The 19205-nt window shown below is 65.1% G+C and carries 16 protein-coding genes; 5 read left to right on the plus strand and 11 right to left on the minus strand.

The window, feature by feature from the left end; translation table 11 throughout:
* Positions 1 to 74: 74 nt before the first annotated feature.
* Positions 75 to 2450 (minus strand): DUF1989 domain-containing protein, encoded by a 2376-nt coding sequence (locus tag GU927_RS02230; protein ID WP_161760691.1) that lies wholly within the window; start codon positions 2448 to 2450, stop codon positions 75 to 77.
* A 129-nt stretch (positions 2451 to 2579) separates the two neighbouring features.
* Here GU927_RS02230 and GU927_RS02235 point away from each other — a divergent pair, with 129 nt between their 5' ends.
* The gene (locus tag GU927_RS02235; RefSeq protein WP_161760692.1) at positions 2580 to 3422 is read left to right on the plus strand and encodes a DMT family transporter; all 843 of its coding nucleotides are present in this window, start codon (positions 2580 to 2582) and stop codon (positions 3420 to 3422) included.
* Between the two features lie 2 nt (positions 3423 to 3424).
* Here GU927_RS02235 and GU927_RS02240 read toward each other — a convergent pair whose 3' ends face one another.
* The 7 genes from GU927_RS02240 to GU927_RS02270 form a co-directional block, all read right to left on the minus strand.
* Complete coding sequence (locus GU927_RS02240; protein WP_161760693.1) at positions 3425 to 4432, minus strand: GlxA family transcriptional regulator; 1008 nt, start codon at positions 4430 to 4432, stop codon at positions 3425 to 3427.
* A 41-nt stretch (positions 4433 to 4473) separates the two neighbouring features.
* Complete coding sequence (locus GU927_RS02245) at positions 4474 to 5517, minus strand: heme-dependent oxidative N-demethylase family protein (protein WP_161760694.1); 1044 nt, start codon at positions 5515 to 5517, stop codon at positions 4474 to 4476.
* An 11-nt stretch (positions 5518 to 5528) separates the two neighbouring features.
* A complete protein-coding gene (locus GU927_RS02250) occupies positions 5529 to 6494 on the minus strand; it encodes a PDR/VanB family oxidoreductase (protein WP_161760695.1) in 966 nt (321 codons plus the stop codon).
* On the minus strand, positions 6491 to 7111 hold the full coding sequence (locus tag GU927_RS02255) for a dimethylamine monooxygenase subunit DmmA family protein (protein ID WP_161760696.1): 621 nt from the start codon (positions 7109 to 7111) through the stop codon (positions 6491 to 6493). The genes GU927_RS02250 and GU927_RS02255 overlap by 4 nt, the downstream gene beginning before the upstream one ends.
* 84 nt (positions 7112 to 7195) lie before the next feature.
* Positions 7196 to 8332, minus strand: coding sequence for an aminomethyltransferase family protein (locus tag GU927_RS02260; RefSeq protein ID WP_161760697.1), 1137 nt, complete (start codon positions 8330 to 8332; stop codon positions 7196 to 7198).
* A gap of 263 nt (positions 8333 to 8595) precedes the next feature.
* Positions 8596 to 10383, minus strand: a complete 1788-nt coding sequence (locus tag GU927_RS02265) for an APC family permease (protein ID WP_161760698.1) — start codon at positions 10381 to 10383, stop codon at positions 8596 to 8598.
* Positions 10384 to 10892: 509 nt separating this feature from the next.
* Positions 10893 to 12236: an NAD(P)-binding domain-containing protein gene (locus tag GU927_RS02270; RefSeq protein ID WP_232489094.1), complete on the minus strand. Its 1344-nt coding sequence runs from the start codon at positions 12234 to 12236 to the stop codon at positions 10893 to 10895.
* A gap of 351 nt (positions 12237 to 12587) precedes the next feature.
* Here GU927_RS02270 and GU927_RS02275 point away from each other — a divergent pair, with 351 nt between their 5' ends.
* Entirely contained in the window at positions 12588 to 13694 is a 1107-nt protein-coding gene (locus GU927_RS02275; RefSeq protein ID WP_161760700.1) for a response regulator, read from the plus strand.
* Here GU927_RS02275 and GU927_RS02280 read toward each other — a convergent pair.
* Positions 13630 to 14217, minus strand: coding sequence for an acyl-homoserine-lactone synthase (locus GU927_RS02280; RefSeq protein ID WP_161760701.1), 588 nt, complete (start codon positions 14215 to 14217; stop codon positions 13630 to 13632). The genes GU927_RS02275 and GU927_RS02280 overlap by 65 nt on opposite strands.
* 593 nt (positions 14218 to 14810) lie before the next feature.
* On the opposite strand from GU927_RS02280, the gene GU927_RS02285 reads away from it, so the two are divergent.
* The 3 genes from GU927_RS02285 to GU927_RS02295 are packed head-to-tail and all read left to right on the plus strand — an operon-like array spanning position 14811 to position 16994.
* Positions 14811 to 15194, plus strand: coding sequence for a hypothetical protein (locus tag GU927_RS02285; RefSeq protein ID WP_161760702.1), 384 nt, complete (start codon positions 14811 to 14813; stop codon positions 15192 to 15194).
* A 10-nt stretch (positions 15195 to 15204) separates the two neighbouring features.
* Complete coding sequence (locus GU927_RS02290; RefSeq protein WP_161760703.1) at positions 15205 to 16635, plus strand: sensor histidine kinase; 1431 nt, start codon at positions 15205 to 15207, stop codon at positions 16633 to 16635.
* A gap of 5 nt (positions 16636 to 16640) precedes the next feature.
* On the plus strand, positions 16641 to 16994 hold the full coding sequence (locus GU927_RS02295) for an Hpt domain-containing protein (RefSeq protein ID WP_161760704.1): 354 nt from the start codon (positions 16641 to 16643) through the stop codon (positions 16992 to 16994).
* 25 nt (positions 16995 to 17019) lie between these two features.
* Here GU927_RS02295 and GU927_RS02300 read toward each other — a convergent pair whose 3' ends face one another.
* Both GU927_RS02300 and GU927_RS02305 read right to left on the minus strand, forming a co-directional pair.
* Positions 17020 to 17409 (minus strand): response regulator, encoded by a 390-nt coding sequence (locus tag GU927_RS02300; protein ID WP_161760705.1) that lies wholly within the window; start codon positions 17407 to 17409, stop codon positions 17020 to 17022.
* A gap of 229 nt (positions 17410 to 17638) precedes the next feature.
* Positions 17639 to 19126, minus strand: a complete 1488-nt coding sequence (locus GU927_RS02305; RefSeq protein WP_232489095.1) for an aldehyde dehydrogenase — start codon at positions 19124 to 19126, stop codon at positions 17639 to 17641.
* Positions 19127 to 19205 lie beyond the last annotated feature (79 nt).

The following is a 19205-nucleotide window of genomic DNA, read 5'->3' on the forward strand; positions in this document are numbered from 1 at the left end:
TGGCATCCTTTCAGGACAGGCGGCGGGATGGCCGCGCATTACCGCAAACCGCCCCGCCTTGCCACCCCTTATCCTCACGACTGGGGCCGCGTCTTCTTCGGGTCGTAATGCGAAAGCCCCACGATCACCGCAGGCAGCCGCTTCTGCTGCCCGTCCAGCTTGCCGACCTCGACCTGCGTGCCGACCTCGGCATGGGCCACATCCACCCGCGCCAGCGCGATGTTCTTGCCCAAGAGCGGCGAGCGCATGGAGGACGTCACCTCGCCCACCTGCGCGCGGCCCACATGGATGCAGTCGCCATGGCCCACGTCGACATTGCTGTCGATATCCAGCCCCACGAACTTCCACCGCGGGTTTTCCTTGCGCCGGATCAGCGCGTCGCGCCCGATGAAATCGTCGGTCTTCGACTTCAGCGGCACGGTAAAGCCGATCCCCGCCTCGAACGGGTCGGTCTGGTCGCTGAAATCATATCCGGCAAAGATCAGCCCCGCCTCGATCCGCACCATGTCCAGCGCCGCCAGACCCATCGGCCGCAGCCCCAGATCGCGCCCATGCTCCCACACGGCATCGTAAACCGCATTGCCGTCCTTCGGATGGCAGAACACCTCGAAGCCCAATTCGCCGGTATAGCCCGTCCGCGACACCACGACCGGCGCGCCATTCGGCCCGCCCACGCGGCCCACGGTAAAGCGGAACCAGCCCAGTTCCTCGATCGTGGGCTGGTGCGGCGCGGTCCAGATCATGCGGCGCATGATCTCGCGGCTGTTCGGTCCCTGCACGGCAAGGTTATGGAGCTGGTCGGTCGAGGAGCGCACCATCACCTTCAGCCCCAGCTTTTCCGCCTGCTCGCGCAGCCAGATGCCGCCATAATCATCCCCGCCGATCCAGCGGAAATTGTCGCGCCCCAGACGGAACAGCGTGCCGTCGTCGATCATCCCGCCATGCACATAGCACATGGCCGAATAGACCACCTGCCCCACGCTCAGCTTCTTCACATCCCGCGTCAGCGTGTATTGCATCAACGCCTCGGCATCCGGCCCCGTCACCTCGAACTTCCGCAGGGGCGACAGGTCCAGCACCACCGCCTTCTCGCGGCAGGCCCAGTATTCCTCGATAGCGCCATTGGACGAATAGACGTTGGGCAGCCAATACCCCTTGTATTCCACCACATTGCGCGTCAGCGCGCCGGTCCGTTCGCTGAACGCGGTGTCCTTGGTCATCTTCGGCTCCGAATTGGGGGTGGCGCGCCATGCGATGGCACGGCTGAACTTCTCCTCACCCGAATAGGTGCGGACGTGGATATCGCTCAGATACCAGCCATTCGCGGGGCTGGTGTCATCCGGACAGGCCGAGGACACGCAGACAAGATCCGTCAGCGCGCGGAACAGCACATAATCCCCGGGCCGCGACCACGGCTCGTCGGAATAGAGCACGCCGTGCGCGTCGATTCCCGTATTGAAGAACAGGTTGACCGCCATCCAGCCCGGACGGCCCGAGACGTTGAACTCTGCCAGCGCGCCGTTGAAATTGTCCGAACAGTTGGCATGGCCCGGATAGCCGATATCGTCGTAATATTTGGCCGCACAGGCCATGGCAAAGGCGTCATGCCGCCCGACCGTGTCCTGCACCACCTCCAGAAGCGGCAGCATGTCCTGATCGTAATATTTCGAATGCAGCCCCGGCATCGAATAGGCATGGCCCATCAGCGTGCGCGATGTCGTCACGTCCAGCGCATGCTCGATCCCCTTGTCGAGCTTTCTTGCCGCAAAGGCCTGAAAGTCCGTGCATTGCCGCCCGTCCACGTCGATGACCTGGATGTAATCGCCCGCCTTCACGAAATAGGCCCGCGCCGTCGCCGATTTCACCCGCAGGTCCAGCACCGGATCGGCCAGCGGATCGGGCAGATCGAACTGCTTCACCGTCAGAAGCGAGGACCGCGCCACCTGCACGCCGATGGGCGTGGCCGTCTCCTGCGCGTCGGGCGTCATGTCGCCGCCGGGTGCGGCGATCACCAGCACACCGTCGCGCGTGACGGTGAAGGTCTCCTCCACCCCCGCCGCCGTCTCGGCCCCGAACAGCGCGACCGCCCCCGCCTTGGCCAGATCGATCCCTCGCCGCTCCAGCCCCAGACGCAGCCCCCCCATGCCGGACCCCAGCCGCGGCCCCGCCGCCAGCAGCGCCTTCAGCCCGCCCGCATCGGAATTGGCCGAAACGCCCAGTATGCCTGCGTCGATCCGCCCCTGCCCGTCCGCCGCCACCAGCTCGGCCCGCTGGCCGCCCTCGGTATTGACCACCGTCACACGGTCGCCCGCCGCAACGCGGATCAGGATTGCCCCGTTGCCCTGCACCTCATAGCGCTCGCGGCCCGTCGCGGGCAGCGCCGAGGCGGCCGTCAGGATCCGGCTGGGGCGCGGCGGTCCGGGGATCACCTTGGGATACAGGTCCAGCATGGGCGCCTCCTGAGGGAAGAGTTGCATCAGTGTAAAAACTGTTTCACAAAAAGAATATCCGCGCTGTAACCTTGCGGCAAGCCCGATGATGGGGACCGGTATGAAATTCCTGAAAGGCAGCGCCCTGCGATGATCGCCCTGTCCCTTGGCCTGATGGCCGCGCTCTGCTGGGGTCTGCACGATTTCACCATCCGCCGCGTGGGGGGCAAGGCCGATGTGGCGGCGACCTTCGCCACCGTCACCGCCTTCGGCCTGATCCCGCTGATTCCGGTGGCGCTGTTCTCGGGCGGCTGGGTCGCGCTGGGGCCGCAGCAGATCGCGCTGGCCGTGGCGGCAGGGGTGGGGTCGGTGGCGGCCAATATCGGCCTCTACCGCGCCTTCACCATCGGCCCCGTCAGCCTTGTCGCCCCGATCTGCGGCGCCTTTCCGGTGCTGTCGGTGCTGTTCGCCATCGCGCGGGGCGAACAGGCCGGCGCGCAGGAATGGCTGGCGGTGCTGGCCGTGGTCGCGGGCGTCGCCGTCGTGGCACGGGGCGAAGGCGGGGACTCCTCGGGCAGCCGTCTGGCCGCGGCGGGCTGGGCGGCGCTGGCCGCCGTTTCCTTCGCGCTGACCTTCGGGCTGGCGCAGTGGTCTGCGGAAACCGGCGCGCACCTGCCCGCCGCCGCCGTGACACGACTGACCGCCCTTGCCGTCGCGCTGCTCTGGCTGGTCCGGCGCCGCCCGGCAAGCGACGGTCTGGGCGTGATCTGGCCCGCGCTCTTGCTGATGGGTGTCCTCGACGTGGCCGCGCTGACCGCCGTCACGCTGGCAGGCGGCCTGCCACGGGCGGAATATGCCGCCGTAGCCTCCTCCGTATTCGGGATCGTCACCATCCTGCTGGCCTGGCGCTTCCTGAACGAACCCATGCGCGCAAGCCAGTGGGGCGGCGTCGCGCTGGTCTTTGCGGGCATCGCCGCGCTCGGCCTTGCCTGAGGCTATTCCGACGGCGGCAGCGCCCCCGTCAGCCCGCGCAATCCCACAAGCCGCCGCCGCTCGTCCGCCGGGTTCACCCCGAAGGCCTCGGCATAATGCCGCGTCATGGGGGTAGAACTGGCATATCCCACCGACAGCGCGATTTCCGTGATCGACTGGGTGGAATAGAGCACCTTCTGCCGCGCCTTCTTCAGCCGCATCAGGCGGTAATATTTCAGCGGGCTCTGCCCCGTCGCCTGCTTGAAGCTGCGCTCCAGATGCCGTTCGGAAATCCCCAGCGATTCCGCCACGTCCGAAATCTGCACCGGATCCTCGATATGGTCCGAGAACACCTGTATCGCCTGACGGATCGTGTCGGGCAGCATGTCATCCGTGCCGCCGCGCTTCTGCACCGGCACCTTCTGCACCACGTCATCGGTCCGCACGAAGGGATGCTGGAACCAGCAGGCCACCTCGGTCATCGTGTCGCGGCCCAGCTTTTCCTCGATCATCCGCAGCATCATGTCGAACACGGCCCCCGCCCCGCTGGCCGTATGCCGCCGCCGGTCGCGGATGATCACCGACTGGCTTGCGCTGATCTCGGGGAATTCCGCCTTGAAGGCCGCGTCATAGCACCAGTGGACCGAGCAGACATGCCCGCCCATCACCCCCGCACGGACCAAGGGGAATACCCCGCCCGAAAACCCGCCCAGCACCACGCCCGACCGGTCCATCCAGCGCACCTGCGCGTTGGATCGCTTGGGGTGGACGAAATTCGACTGCGGCATGGACAGGAAGAAAAGGTAATCCAGCTCTCCCGCCTCGGTCAGCGTGGCATCGGGGTCGAACTTCACCTCGGCCGAAGACCGCACCGGCCCCGTCTCCTCGGCCAGCAGTTTCCAGCTGAACTCGCGCCGCCCTACGATCTCGTTGGCGGCGCGCAGGGGTTCGATGGCGCTGGTCAGGCAGGCCATCGGGAATCCCGGAAACAGCAGGAATCCCAGTGTCGTCGGTTGTCCGCTTTCGGTCATCGCGACGGCCCTCCCTTGCCTTGCGCCCCGTTGCCCGTGCCTCAGTCCTCGGGCCACCAACCCGGAGAGGTGGGGGCACCGTCGTCATATTGCGACAGCCACTTCACCATCGTCTCGCGGTTCCGCAAGAAGCCCTTGTAGGCCGCAAGGTCCGGATGCAGGTCGCGCACCACGCGGTGCAGCCGCCGCGCCCATTTCGGCTGGGTCACAATCTCTTCGAACTTGATCAGATAGCAGCGGATCGGAAAGGCGATGGCATTGGACCGCGGCAGCCGCCACAGCGTCTGCAACTCCACCCGCAGATGCTGGCGCTTGCCGATGTTGTCCAGCGTGATCTGCGACTTGGTCGGACCCCATTTCGGGTAATTCTCGGGGCTGGTATCCAGCAGCGGGTCAACCGTCATGGTCCAGTTGAACCGCCGCACCGGCGCGCCGTGCTGCAGCTTCAGCAGGAACTTCAGCGCGCGGTCGAACACGCCCTTCTCATGCGCCAGCGGCACGGGCGCATGCCATTCGTGAAAGCTCATCCCGATGTCGAAGTCGAGGCTCCAGTCCGCCTGCGTCGTCACCATCCCCGCCTCGATCCACAGGTTCTCGTCCCGCTGGTCCTGCAGCGTGAAATCGCCCTGCGTCTGGCGGGTGATATATTCCATCGGCCCATAGGGCAGCGTCGAGGGATCGAGGAAGGTGAAGGTCTGCTCGATCTCCATCGGCCGGTTGATCCAGGTCCAGCGGTTGCCGGTCTTGTGCAGCTCGAACCAGTGCGGATAGTCCCGCGCCTTGCTCTCCATGATCAGTTCCAGCAGGTCCCAACCCGCCAGTTCCATATGCGGCAGCGACTGGCAGCGCAGCGGATCGTCCTTGAGCACCAGCGCGCGGTCGCGCATCTCGGCCAGATAGTGCTCGTCCACGTCGAAGGCATGTTCGAACACCGATCCCGGACGCCCCGGCACATGGGGTTCCATATTGACCGAATACATGTAGTCGTCGCGGTCGAAGGGGAACGGGAACCGTGCAATCGCGCGGGGCGAGTTGCGGAATGTGAAATCGTTGCGGAACGTCTCGTTGTTGAACTCGAAGCCCATCGCTTCCCCTCCTATCGGTCAAGCACGAGGGTCTTTCCCTCGAACCGCGACACACATGGCATGATCTTGGTCTTGGCCGCCTTCTCGTCATCCGACAGCCAGTGGTCGTGGTGGTGGATATGGCCGTCGCAACGGACGACCGCCGTCTCGCATTGCCCGCAAGCCCCGCCGCGGCACAGATAGGGCGCATCCACCCCCGCCGCCTCCATCGCCTCGAGGATCGACTGCGCCGCCCCGACGGTCAGCGTCCGGCCGCTTGCGGCCAGTTCCACCTCGAAGGGCTGGCCGACGGGCGGGGCAAGGAATTCCTCGGAATGGACGGTATTGGCAGGCCAGCCCATGGCATAGGCCGTGGACTTGACCCATTCGATCATCCCCTTCGGCCCGCAGACGTATAGATGCGTGCCGAGCGGCTGGGTCGCAAGCAAGGTCTTCAGATCGATCGCCTCGCCCTTCTCGTCGACATAGACATGCACCCGTCCGGCATAGGCCGCCGTCAGCCGGTCGACATAGGCGCCCAGCGCACGCGACCGCACCGAATAATGCAGCTCGAACCGCGCGCCCACCGGCGCCAGCTGGGACATCATCGACATGAAGGGCGTGATCCCGATCCCGCCTGCAAGGAACAGGTGCTTCTTGGCCCGCGCATCCGGCGGGAACAGGTTGACCGGATGGCCGATCTGCATCCGCATCCCCGCCTTCACATGGCGGTGCATGTACAAGGACCCGCCCCGCCCCGCATCGTCGCGGCGCACGGAAATCTCGTAGCCCTTGCTGTCGGCAGGGTCCGACATCAGCGAATAGGGATTCATCCGCCGCGTGCCGTGATCGTTCATCTCGATCACCACATGCGACCCGCCCGAAAAATGCGGCATGTCCCCGCCATCGGCACGGACGAAACGGAACCGCTTGATCAGGTCGTTCACCTCGACGACCTCGGACACGATCACGTCAATCCTCGGGGCTCCGACGCTCATTTGAAACGCTCCACGGCGGGCGGGACCTGACCGGGGTCCTCGGCATCGATGTTCACGCCCTGAAACGCCGCGAGGCGGCGCGAATAGTGGTCACGGACGAACAGGTTGAGCCCGCAATGCGAGCAGACGAATGGATCGGTCGTCACGGACTCGGTGATCCCCTTGCAATGCACGCATTGCACGCGACGGGCCAGCGAGCCGCGATGTTCGGTCTGCACCGCGTCATGGGGCAGACCAGCCTCCATCGCCGCACGCTGGGCAAGACCGATCACCGTCTCGGTTCCGGCCAGATAGACCTGCAATCCCATATGGGCATCCGCCAGCACCTTCCGCAGCCGCGACTCGGCGGCGGCGAAGGACGGGCTGCGGTGGCATTGCGCCGCCCCCAGCCGCTCCAGCGCGGCGAACTGGTCGGTGCCATTCGCACCGGGGGTATAGATGATATGCGCCTTTTCCAGCAGCTCTGCCGCGGCAGAGCCCGCCCGCGCCACCATATCCACGATCGCACCCGCACCCTCGCCATCCGCGACGAACAGATGCGCGCCGCCCGCGCGCGGCTGCAACTCGCCATAGACGGGGCGGCTGCGGATCGACTTTTCAAAAACTGTCTTTGTCATGGTTCCGTCAGTCCCGATCCGGGGGCAAACCCGGTTGCGAAAAGGGCGCGCCACATCCCCGTGGCGCGCCCCCCTGTCCTCGCATCACTCCTTTACGGTGCGGCGCTTCTTATCCACATCGTAGAAGGGCATCGAATGCGTCACCGCCGGAATTTCCCCATGCGTCGCGCAGTTCACCACCAGCTTCGTGCCGTTGTTGGCGCAGTCGACCGGCAGGCGGGCAATGGCGATGTTGTGCTTGTTCAGCGGCGAATACATCGCCTGCGTCACCAGACCGACCTTCTTGCCGTTCTGGAAGACCGGCGCGCCGTTGCCCGGCACGTTGGTCCCTTCCATCTTCAGACCCCAGATCTTGAAGCGTTCCTTGCCCTTCAGGCGGTAATGCTCCTCCGCCCCGCGGAAGCCCACCTTGCCGGGCGACACGGTGAAGTCGAGGCCCAGTTCCCACAGCGTATCGCCCGGGCCCTCGTTCTCGAACGGATACATTTCCGAATTGTCATAGGGGAAGAACAGCAGATAGCTTTCGGTCCGCAGCATATCGAGCGTGGTGAAGCGGCAGGGGATGATCCCCATCGACTTGCCCTCGTCCAGGATGCGGTCCCAGATCATCGGCGCATCCTGCCCCCGCACGAACAGCTCGTACCCCCGCTCGCCGGTATAGCCGGTGCGCGAGATCATCGCGGGCTTGCCAAACAGGCTGGTCTGCATGTGGGCGAAATAGGGCAGCTGGCGGATGCCCGGCACGTGCTTTTCCAGATAGTCCACCGCCAGCGGCCCCTGCAGCGACAGGTCATGCGTGTTGTCGTCGAAGCGGATCGACACATCGCGCCCGGTGGCGGCCATGGTCAGCTGCTCATGCGCGCCGCCCGACCCGTGCACCACCATGAAGGCGTTGGGCGCAAGGCGGTAGATCACGCAGTCATCGATGAACTTGCCCTGATCGTTCAGCATGGTCGCATAGACCGACCGGCCGGGCATCAGCTTTTCCATGTTCCGCGTCGTCGCGCGTTCGATCACATGGCTGGCCGCAGGACCGGTGATGTGGACCTTCTTCAGACCCGACACGTCCATCAGCCCCGCCTTGGTGCGGATGGCCATGTATTCCGCATCCGGATCGCCGTCATAGGACCATGCGGTTCCCATCCCGCTCCAGTCTTCGAGGTTCGATCCCAGCGCGCGGTGACGGTCGCCGAGGGTCGAGAAGCGCCAAGAGTTCGTCATTGTTGTCCCTCCCGTTGGACTTTTGATTGCCCACACTTTCCAACCATCATCCCGCAAAATCAACCTTCATGTGCAAAAAGTTTTCCTCTCAGGGAAACTTTTGCGACCAGAACGGCCGTAACACGGCGCATCGCGACCCCTGTCGCCTGTGCTTTGGGCAGCCCCCGCGCAGAACGGGCGCGCAGGCGGCGGGGGCGATTCTTTCCCGCCATGAAAAAGGGCGGCCCCGAGGCCGCCCCCTTCCCCGTCACATCGTACCGCCCTCAGCCCGGCAGCACGAAGAACCAGTTGGCCCAGAGCACCACGGCCGCACCGGCGATCAGCGCGAGATAGGGCAACATGCCCGCCTTCCGCGGCCCCAGATCGCCATTGCTCAGCCCCAGATCCTCCAGCGCCTCGGCCGGGAACTGGCCCTTGTCCTGCAGATAGTGCCGGTACCAGAACACCGGCAGGATCAGCGCGGCGAAGACCACACCCGACCACAGCGCGTTCTCGTAGCCCCAGACCTTCGCCCCGGCACCAAGGAACAGCGCGTTCACGAAGGCCAGCACCGTGTTGATCCCGATCAGCACCGTCGGCGCCTTCCACGGGCGGTGGATATGGCCCGAGTCGATCCGGTGGATCCAGCCCGCGTTCAGGTTCAGGAAGTTGAAGGTCAGATAGCCCACGTTCGAGATCGCCAGAACGTAGAAATACCCCCCCGCATCCGACGCCAGCGCCAGCAGGAACAGGTTGAAGCCAAGGTCCGTCCACATTGCGTTGGTGGGCGCGCCGTGTTCGTTCACATGGCTCAGGTATTTCGGCAGCCACCCGTCGCGCGACCCCTGATACAGCGTGCGCGACGACCCCGCCATCGCGGTCATGATGGCAAGGAACAGCGCCATGATCATCAGGATGATGAAGATCTGCACGATCACGTTGGACGAGCTGACCATGGACGACAGCGCCGCGCCGACCCCCGTACCATCCACGATGCCCGGGTCCAGCATACCGGCCGCCCCGAACACCCCCTGGAACGAGAAGGGGATCATGAAGAAGAACACGATGCACAAGAGACCCGAGAAGAAGATCGCCTTGAACGTGTCGGTGGCGGGGTTCTTCATCTCGGCCGTATAGCAGACCGCGGTTTCAAAACCGTAGGTCGACCAGGCCGCGATATACATGGCCCCCAGGAACAGGGTCCAGCCGCCGATGTTCCACGACCCCACATCCCCGCCATAGGCGACCGTGGGCGGAACGATCTCGCTCACGTTCATCATGTCGATGGATCCGGTGACGATCGGCACGATCCCCACAAGGAACAGCGGGATCAGCACGATCACCGCCAGCACCTTCTGCGCGCTCGCGGTCGAGGCGATGCCGCGATGCTGGATCGCGAAGATGATGAACATCAGGATCGCGCCGATCACGAAGGTCGAGTTGAAGTGCAGCGTCCCCAGCCCCGGAATGGACAGCGCATAGGCCTCCCACACGCGGATCGCGGGGGTCAGCGCGGCAACGGCATCGGCCGTGGCCACCGCCGTGATCGCATCCGCCGCCGAAACGCCCGCATTGGCCGCGATGTATTCGGCCACCGCAGGCGTCGCCTCGGTATAGCTGGCCATGTTCGCCGCGACCCAGTCCAGCACCATCTGGCTTTCAGCCGCCGGAATGGGGAAGAGCGCGTTCAGGATATAGCCCGCCGCGATGGCACAGCCGAGCGACAGCACGGGCGACCAGGCGAACCAGTTGCACCACACCGACAGCGGCGCGATGGATTTGGAATAGCGCAGCCACGCGGTCGCGCCATAGATCGACGCGCCGCCGGACTTGTTGCCGAACATCCCTGCCATTTCGGCATAGGTGAAGGATTGCAGGAACCCCATGCACATGGACAGGATCCAGACGACAAAGGCCGCCTGCCCCGCCACACCCGCGATCCCCCCGATGGAGAACAGCACCAGCGGCGGCACCCCGGCGGCGACCCAGAAGGCCCCCTTCCAGTCGAGCGCGCGCTGAAGCTCGCCACTCCCCGTTCCGGCGGATGTGCCGGCATTTGTGGTTGACGACATCTAAGAACTCCCTTGTTCCCTGTTGCATCCCGGTTCAGGGGCGGTTGGCCCGCCTCCCGTCCGGCTTTTTTGTCCGTCCCGTCCCGCATGGCGCGGACCGGAACCCTTTTTCCCCGCTCGGCCGGTCGGTGCAGGGGTGCGGCCCGATGGGCCAGCGCCGCGGCGCTCTGTCCGGCCTTTTCGTCGACATGGGGGAGGCGCCGCATCCCGCGAACCACCCGCCAACCGCTGGCGCTCCAGGCCCCGGCGGCACGGGCGGCACGGCCTGCGGCCCTTGCCCCATATCTCGGATTTGAATGTGTCGCAGCGTTTCCGCTCCGCAAAGCATTTTTTCACCAACAGAGAAAGTTTTTTCCTCTGCATGGAAATTTGTCCCGCGCCTCGCGCCTGAAAAAGCGGCACTCGCGCCCCTGCCCCCGGGCAGCGCACCCGAATCGCCCGCAGCGATTCGGCCAAAGCAAAGGGGCCCCGCCTCGCGGCAGGGCCCCCGTCTGCACGTCCCCGCGGGATCAGTTCCGCAGGTAGCTTTCCATGCTGTCCTCCAGCGCATCCTTCCACGGCGTGTGGTGGATCGGCGCCATGCTGCCGGTGATGACCGACTTGTAGGCGTTGTTGCGGAAGCCCATGATGTCCTTCTTCTTGTGCTCCTTCCACTCGAAGAAGGCCTCGCAGGCCCCGTCCACATCGAAGGACGGATAGTCCGTCTCGGCGATCAGCTCCTTTACGTAATCGCCCTGATAGTGGATGGCGTCATGGGCATCCTTGCCCGCATCCTCGCCCGCCACGCGGTCCTCGACATCCTTCAGCAGCACCGCCTTGTCCTTGGGGATCTCGATCCGCCCCATGATCGCGTCGCGCACCCACCAGGCCTGCGCGTCGAACATGTTGAAGGTGAACCACTGGTCCTGCATCCCCACGAAGAAGAGCTTGGGATTATGCACCCAGACCACGCCCTTATACAGGTCCGCCGTCGCCAACCGGTTCGCCGTCTTCAGCCGCAGGTCATCGGGCAGGAAGGGGAAGTGGTGCTTGTAGCCGGTGCACAGGATGATCGCGTCGATCTTCTTGCTGGTCCCGTCAGCGAAATAGGCGGTGGTTTCATCCACCCGCTCCAGCTTGGGCACCTCTTTCCAGTTGTCGGGCCATTTGAAGCCCATCGGCGCGTTGCGATAGGCGACCGTGATCGACTTCGCCCCGTATTTCCAGCACTGCGACCCGATATCCTCGGCCGAATAGGACGACCCGAGCAGCAGCAGGTCCTTGCCCGCGAATTCCCGCGCGTCGCGGAAATCATGGGCGTGCAGCACGCGCCCGTTGAACTTGTCGAAGCCCGGATATTCCGGAACGTTCGGCACCGAGAAGTGCCCCGAGGCGACGATCACATGATCGAATTCCTCGTCATACATGCGGTCCGCCTTCAGGTCATGCGCGGTGACGGTGAACGTGCCCGTCGCCTCGTTGTACTTGACCATGCGGATCGTGGTGCTGAACCGGATCCAGTCGCGCACGCCCGCCTTCTTCACGCGGCCCTCGATATAGTCGAACAGCACGGCGCGCGGCGGATAGGACGCGATCTGCTTGCCGAAATGCTCTTCAAAGGAATAGTCGGCGAATTCCAGCCCTTCCTTCGGCCCGTTCGACCACAGATAGCGGTACATCGAACAGTGGACCGGCTCGCCATGCTCGTCCAGACCCGTCCGCCAAGTGTAATTCCAAAGCCCGCCCCAGTTCGACTGCTTCTCGAAGCAGACCACCTCGGGGATATCGGCGCCCTTGGCCTTGGCCGACTGGAACGCCCTGAGCTGCGCCAGCCCCGACGGACCCGCACCGATCACCGCAACACGCTTTTTCACATTACCCTCCATGTTCTTTTGTGTTTGCTTTTGCCCTCACGCTAAACGCGACCGACAATGCCCGTCAAATATTTTTCCCTACATGAATTATTTGACCCACCCGCCCGCCCGATTCGCAGGCAGACCCGCCTGCCCCCCCGCAGCGCGCCCGCCGCAACAATCCCGCCCCTGCCTGCCCATTTTCCGCGTTTTCGCAGCCTTCGCCGGAATTCTGCCCTGCTCTGGACAACATTTGCCCGAAGACATGCGCTTGAGTTGGTTCCGGTGTGGTGTGCCTGTGCGGAAGTCCGTCCGTGCGGGAAAGTTGCGTGTGTTGCCTCAGGCGGACGCCCTTTCGCAGCCGGTGCGCGCATGAAGATCCTGGCCGTCGACGACGACGAAACCATCCTAGACCTTCTGGCCGAGGCGCTCGCCCTTGCCGGACATGACCGCATCTCCCGCGCCCGCTCCGCGCACGAGGCGCTGGGGACCATCGCCGCAACCACGACCCCCTTCGACTGCCTGCTGCTCGACATCCAGATGCCGGGCATGGATGGCATCGCGCTCTGCCGCGAGGTGCGAAGCCTCGCGCCCTATGCCCATGCGCCCATCCTGATGCTGACGGCCATGTCGCAGCGCGACTATATCGAACGCGCCTTCATGGCAGGGGCGACCGATTACATCACCAAACCCTTCGACCTGATCGAACTCTCCAGCCGCATCGGCATGGCCCACCGTCTGGTGCAGGAACGCCACCGCGTGGCCGACGGGCTGGACACCATCGAAAAGCTCAAGCGCGAATTGCGGACCGTCCCCGCCCTGTCGCTGGCCGATCCCTTCGACCTTGGCCCCGTGCCGCGCGCCATCAGCTATCTGGCCTTCGAGAACTACATCCTCTCGCTCTCGCGGGCGCGCAGCTTCGCCTCGAACGTGATGGCGGTGAAGATCCGCGACATCGAACGCATCCACGCCGAACACCGCGCCGCCGAATTCGTTGCCCGCCTCCGTCTGGTGGCCGAGGCCCTGTCCGAGGCGACCGAGGGCGAGGCATCGGTCCTGTCCTATCGCGGCAACGGCATGTTCCTCTGCGTCAGCCACCACCGCGCCGCCATGACGCCGCAGGATGTGGAACGCCATGTCAACGACTCGATCCTTGCCGGACAGGGTCTGTCGGTCATCGTGGGCGAACGCATCTCGCTCGGGGCCTTCACGCGCTTCGGCTCGCTGCAATCGCTGCACAAGGCTGCCGCTGCCGTCGAACGCAGGCAGGACCTGCCCTCGGCCACCGGCAGCGCACCCCGCTCGCTTCCGCAACGCTCGCTCGCGCGCTATCGCGGCGAACAGGAACGCACCGCCTATGAGGGGATGCTGCGGCAGGTGCTGTCCGAAGACCTCGCCCGCCTGCGCGGAGAGCTCAATGCAAACGCGGGTCCAGGTTCATCACTGCGACCTGCACCTTCACGCCATCGAGTTCCATGACACGTCCCGCAGGCTCGGCCTTCAGGCCCAGCCTGCCGATCCAGCGCGGCCAGACCGCGGGGCCGAAGGCGATGATCTTCTGCGCCCCCATCGACCGCGCGGTGCGGATCATCTCGTACATCAGATCGCCCTGCACCTTCTTGCGAAGCTTCGCAGGCACCGTGTTCGACACGAAGATGCGCGAGGCTTCCCAGATGTTGGGATCGACCGGCGCCTCGAAATCCATCAGGTCCGACGGGATCGACTCCAGCATCCCGCGCTGCGCGTCACGGATCATGTAGGTATACATCCCCACCCGCGCCGTGGTCGGCGTCAGCCGCACGCCCGCCAGAACCTCGCCCCCGTCATGCACGGCGATCCAGCGGCTGGCGGGGGTGTCATACTGGTCGAACTCCATCCCCTCTGCTTCGGGAAGGCGCCAGTTGTTGCGTATGATGAACGACTTCCGGCGTGCCCGCAGCAGGTTGACGAACAGATCGCCATGCTGGTGCATGTTCTGGAAGGATAGAGTCGTCGTCAACATTACCTGTCCCGATCTTCCTGCCTCATAGGCATCCGTCTGGCGGGGGTTTTCTCCCCCGTCCGTTCCTTCTGCCCCGGCTGCCCCGGGGAACGGGACACCCTGCCTGTGGGGTGGAAGGCTGACCATGAGTGCCCTCACTGGGTAACAATCGTTAACAAACAAATCTTTCGATACCGGCAAAAAGCCAAGCCGTTTTAGGCAATTGCCACGATTCCGGCGAAACTGTGACAATTCCGCAAAGGGGAATAACCGTTAAACGACAATATCTTGTGCACGGACTCTCATACGTCGCATCCCGCTGCGCTTGCCTATTTCAAACAGTTTCCGCCCGACCGCCACGCCGCAACTGTTCACGTAACAAGAACAATCATCCAGCACACGAACGCATAAATTTCAATACATCTTAAGCGCGACCTGCCGGATTGTGCCGCAATGCGCCACAAATCACCGCAGGGCCACCACAAATTCGTCCAACTGGACATTCAGTAACCAAGATGAACGTGCGCGGTCCCTCCGCCACCCGCAGACAGCCCCCGCCGGGGGGGCATCCACGGGGGCGGCGGCGGACGCGCACCCGTATCCGGGGGACTGTCATGCCGCACTACTACCAGAGCTTCAAATTCTTCGGAGAGGTTGCCGATCTCCTCCTGCTGGAGCGGCCCGAACGGCGGCTTCTGGTGGACATCTCGCTGGAACCGGCCAATCCGGCACCGGGGCGCAACCCCTATCCGCACCGCACGACCTATACCCTGACCGACCCCGCCCTGATGGAACGTTTCCTGACGGAAATCGCCGTCGGTGATGCGATCTCGGCCGAAGGCAGCTTCGTGCAGGGCGATTACATGCCCCACCGCACCACCTGCATCGACACCACCTTCCAGATGCTGGACTTCACCCGCATCGCCCGCCCCGAAGAGCTGGTGCCCGCGCCGGCCAGCCTCCCGGTCGAGGCGCAGCGCCGCGTCCGCCTGCACTGAAAGCCCTGCCATGACAGCCACCCCCTTCACGCCAGCCAGCGCATCCGCAGGTGCCCCGGACCGCAGGCTGACGCCCGCCCTGCGCCTGCGTCGCCGGATGCGCGACCTGTTGCGGCTGGAAACAGGCGCCGCACGGCTGGAAAAGCAGGTGCGCGACTATGTGACAGGCGGCCTCGCGCTGTTCTGGAAACGCCAGACCATCTATGGCGGGGCAGTGCTTCTCTGCGGGTTCTACTACGACGTGCGGGTGGCCATCCTGTGCTATCTGCTTTTGCAATATACGGAATTCTTCGACACCACGCTCTGTCTGCGGATCATGCGCTGGAAGGGCGGCAACCTGCGCGAGGCGCGGCGCTACCGCAACCTGCTGCTCTTCTCGGCAGTCCAGAGCACGGCCGCCATCTGCGTCTGGGCGGGCCTCGTGGCATGGATGGAAGGCGTGTCGTCGCATTTCATGCCGCTCTTCTTCCTTTTCGCCGCGGGTCTGTTCGCCGCGGTGAACAACCACCAGCTGCCCCAGATCCTGATGGTGCGGCTGGCCATGTATACCGGTGTGTTCCTCTGGATCCCGCTCTACGACATCCTCAACGTCCGCCCGCCGCTGGAAAGCTTCCTCTGGCTGCAGCTCTTCACCGTGGTCTTCGTGCTGTTCTTCGTGATCGAATGTTCGGTCATCTTCCTGCGGCTCTACCGCCGCGGCCTCGACCAGCTTGACGAACTGCGCCACGAACGCGACCGCGTGCAGGCCGCCTACGAGGTGAAATCGCAATTCGTCTCGGTCGTCAGCCACGAATTGCGGACCCCCCTCACCTCGATCAACGGCGCGCTGGGGCTCTTGCGGACGGGGGCCTATGACAACGACCCCGTCAAGGCGCGCAACATCCTCGAGATCGCCCAAAAGAACAGCGTCCGCCTCTCGGCGCTCATCAACGACCTGCTCGACCTGCAAAAGCTGGAATCGGGCCAGATGTCCTATGATTTCGACGAGATCGACCTGCCCGCCCTGATCGCGGAATGTGTCGAATCCATCGGCTCCTTCGCCCAGACCTACGGGATCGAGATCGCCTATACCCCGCCGCCCGCCGACATCTTCATCCGGGCCGACCGCGACCGCCTGCATCAGGTGCTCGACAACCTGCTCTCCAACGCCGTGAAATTCTCGCGCCGGGGCGAACGGGTCGAGGTGCGCGTCTCTGCCGCCGGTGGCCGCGCGCGGGTCGAGGTGCAGGACCACGGCATCGGCATCCCCCCTGATTCCCGCGAAAAGGTCTTCGGCAAGTTCACGCAGGTCGACAGTTCCGACCGGCGCAGCCACGGCGGCACCGGCCTTGGCCTGTGCATCGCGCAAGAGATCATGACCGCCCATCGCGGCAGCATCGATTACACCAGCAAACTTGGCGAAGGGACCACCTTCACCATCGATTTTCCGACCAAGGATTGACGATCATGACCTTTCACGCCGATGTCCCCCAGCACGCCGACCTCGCCGCAAGGCTGGCCCCCATCCGCGCGCATTTCCTGTCGACCCTCGGCCCGCGCCTTGCCCGCCTCGATGCCGTCCTGTGCTCGGCCAGCCCCGCCGCCGCCGCCATGCGCGCCCTGCAAGAGGATGTGCACAAGATCCGTGGCGTGGCCCCCACACTCGGCTTCGAAGCGCTTGGCCGCTGCGCGGCGCTGGCCGACGAACTGCTTGACCCGTGGCATCACGCCGACACCGACCTTCCCGTCACGGCCGACCTCGCGGCCGCGCTTGCCGCTCTGCGCGACCAGATCGCCGGGGCGCTTGCCCCGTCTGCCTGACGCCTCTTGCGCGGGACGGCGCCGCTCAGCCTTGCGGGCGCTGCGCCCAGTAGCGGCGGATATCGGCAGGCAGGGTGACAGGATCGAAGGGCTTGGTGATCCGCCCCAGCACACCCAGCCCCGCCATGTCGCCCTCGATCGTCTCCATCGCTTTGGCGGTCATGAAGATCGCGGGAACCCGTGCCGTCGCAGGCAGCCCGCGCAGCGCCACCAGCGTCTGCATCCCGTTCATCTCGGGCATCATGTAATCTAGCAGCAAAAGGTCTGGCGCGAAATCCGCCGCACGGGCCAGAGCCTCGGCCCCCGAGGAACATTGCAACAGATCGAAGCCGCCCAGATCGGCCAGCGCCAGTCGTGCGATCATCAGGATGTCCTCATCGTCCTCGACGTGAAGAATCCGGTTCGGTCCAGCCATCGGCACCCCCTGCAGCGCCCCGTCCACGGCGTTTCCCCTTGCGCCGGACCCTCGAAGGGTGACCGCCCCGTCACGCCGCGTCAATCCACCGCAGACGGAATTGTTAATGCGTCACAAGAACGGATTGTTTCGCAAGCGGTTGCAATCCGGCGTCCCGCCCCGCGATCATCCGGCGAAGCGGAACGAAGCGGTGCAGTCCGTGCCGTTCCGCCGCGACTCATCCCCGTCCCTACCCGCCCAGCTTCACCCAGACCGTTTTCAGCGCGGTGTATTTGTCGAAACTGTGGATCGACAGATCCCGCCCGAACCCCGACTGCTTCACGCCGCCAAAGGGCGTCATCGCCGACAGGGCATCCACCGTGTTCACGCTGACCGTCCCCACCCGCAATGCGGCACTCACGCGGAAGGCGCGGTCGATGTCGCGCGTCCAGACCGACGCCGCCAGACCATAGGCGCTGTCATTGGCGATCCGCACCGCCTCGGCCTCGTCGGCAAAGGGGATGACGGCCAGCACGGGACCAAAGACCTCGTCCCGCGCCAGCTCGCTTGCAGGGTCCACACGGTCAAAGATCGTGGGGGTGATCCACGCATCCGACCCGTCCCGCGTCACCCGCTCGCCCCCGCAGACCAGCCGCGCCGACGCCTTGGCACGGTCGATGAACCCCGCGACGCGCCCCGCATGGTGGCTGTCCACCATCGGCCCCATCGTGGTTGCAGGGTCCAGCGGATCGCCCTGCACCACCGCCGCCGCCCGCGCCGCCAGCCGCTCGACCATGGCCGCATGGACATCCCGATGCACCAGCAGCCGCGAATTGGCCGAACAGACCTCGCCCGCATTGAAGAAGATGCCAAAGGCCGCCATGTCCGCCGCGCGGTCCAGATCGGCATCGGCAAAGACGATGTTGGGCGACTTGCCCCCCGTCTCCAGCCAGACCTGCTTCATGTTCGACCGTCCGGCATAGGTCTGGAACAGCTTGCCCACCTCGGTCGATCCGGTAAAGGCCAGACAGTCCACATCCGTGTGCAGGCCCAGCGCCTGCCCCGCCTCGTGACCGTAGCCCGTCACCACGTTCAGCACCCCGTCCGGCAGCCCCGCCTCTGCCGCCAGTTCCGCCAGCCGCAGCGCCGACAGCGGCGACTGCTCGGCCGGTTTCAGCACCACCGAATTCCCCGCCGCCAGCGCGGGCGCCAGCTTCCACGTCGCCATGTCCAGCGGGAAGTTCCACGGCACCACCGCCCCCACCACGCCCAGCGCCTCGCGCCGGATCATGGCAATGTCCCCCGGCCCCGTGGGGGCGATCTCGTCATAAAGCTTGTCTATGGCCTCGGCGTGCCACTGGAAGAAATGCGCCGACCCCGGCGCGTCGATGGTGGACGATTCCGCAATCGGCTTGCCCATGTCCAGCGTATCCAGCAGCGCCAGTTCCGGCACATTCGCGCGGATCAGCGCGGCCAGCCGCAACAGCACCTCCTTGCGCTCGGCCGGTGCCTTGCGCGACCACCGCCCGTCCTCGAACGCCGCCCGCGCCGCGCGCACCGCACGGTCCACATCCGCCGCATCGCCCCGCGCCACCTCGGCCAGCACCGCGCCCGTGGCGGGGTTCACCGTGGCAAAGCGCGCGCCCGACGCCGCCTCTTGCCAGCGCCCGTCGATCCACAGCCCCGTGCGCGGCACGATTCCCGCCGCCAATGCCTGCCACTCTGCCCGTGTCGCCATAGCCATCCCCTCCTGTCCGCCCGTGCGAGAGTGCCGCACCCCGCCCCGCACGGAAGCAGGATTTTCCGCCCCGCTGCTT

This window comes from Paragemmobacter amnigenus, assembly GCF_009908265.2.
In the GTDB taxonomy this organism is placed as follows: domain Bacteria; phylum Pseudomonadota; class Alphaproteobacteria; order Rhodobacterales; family Rhodobacteraceae; genus Paragemmobacter; species Paragemmobacter amnigenus.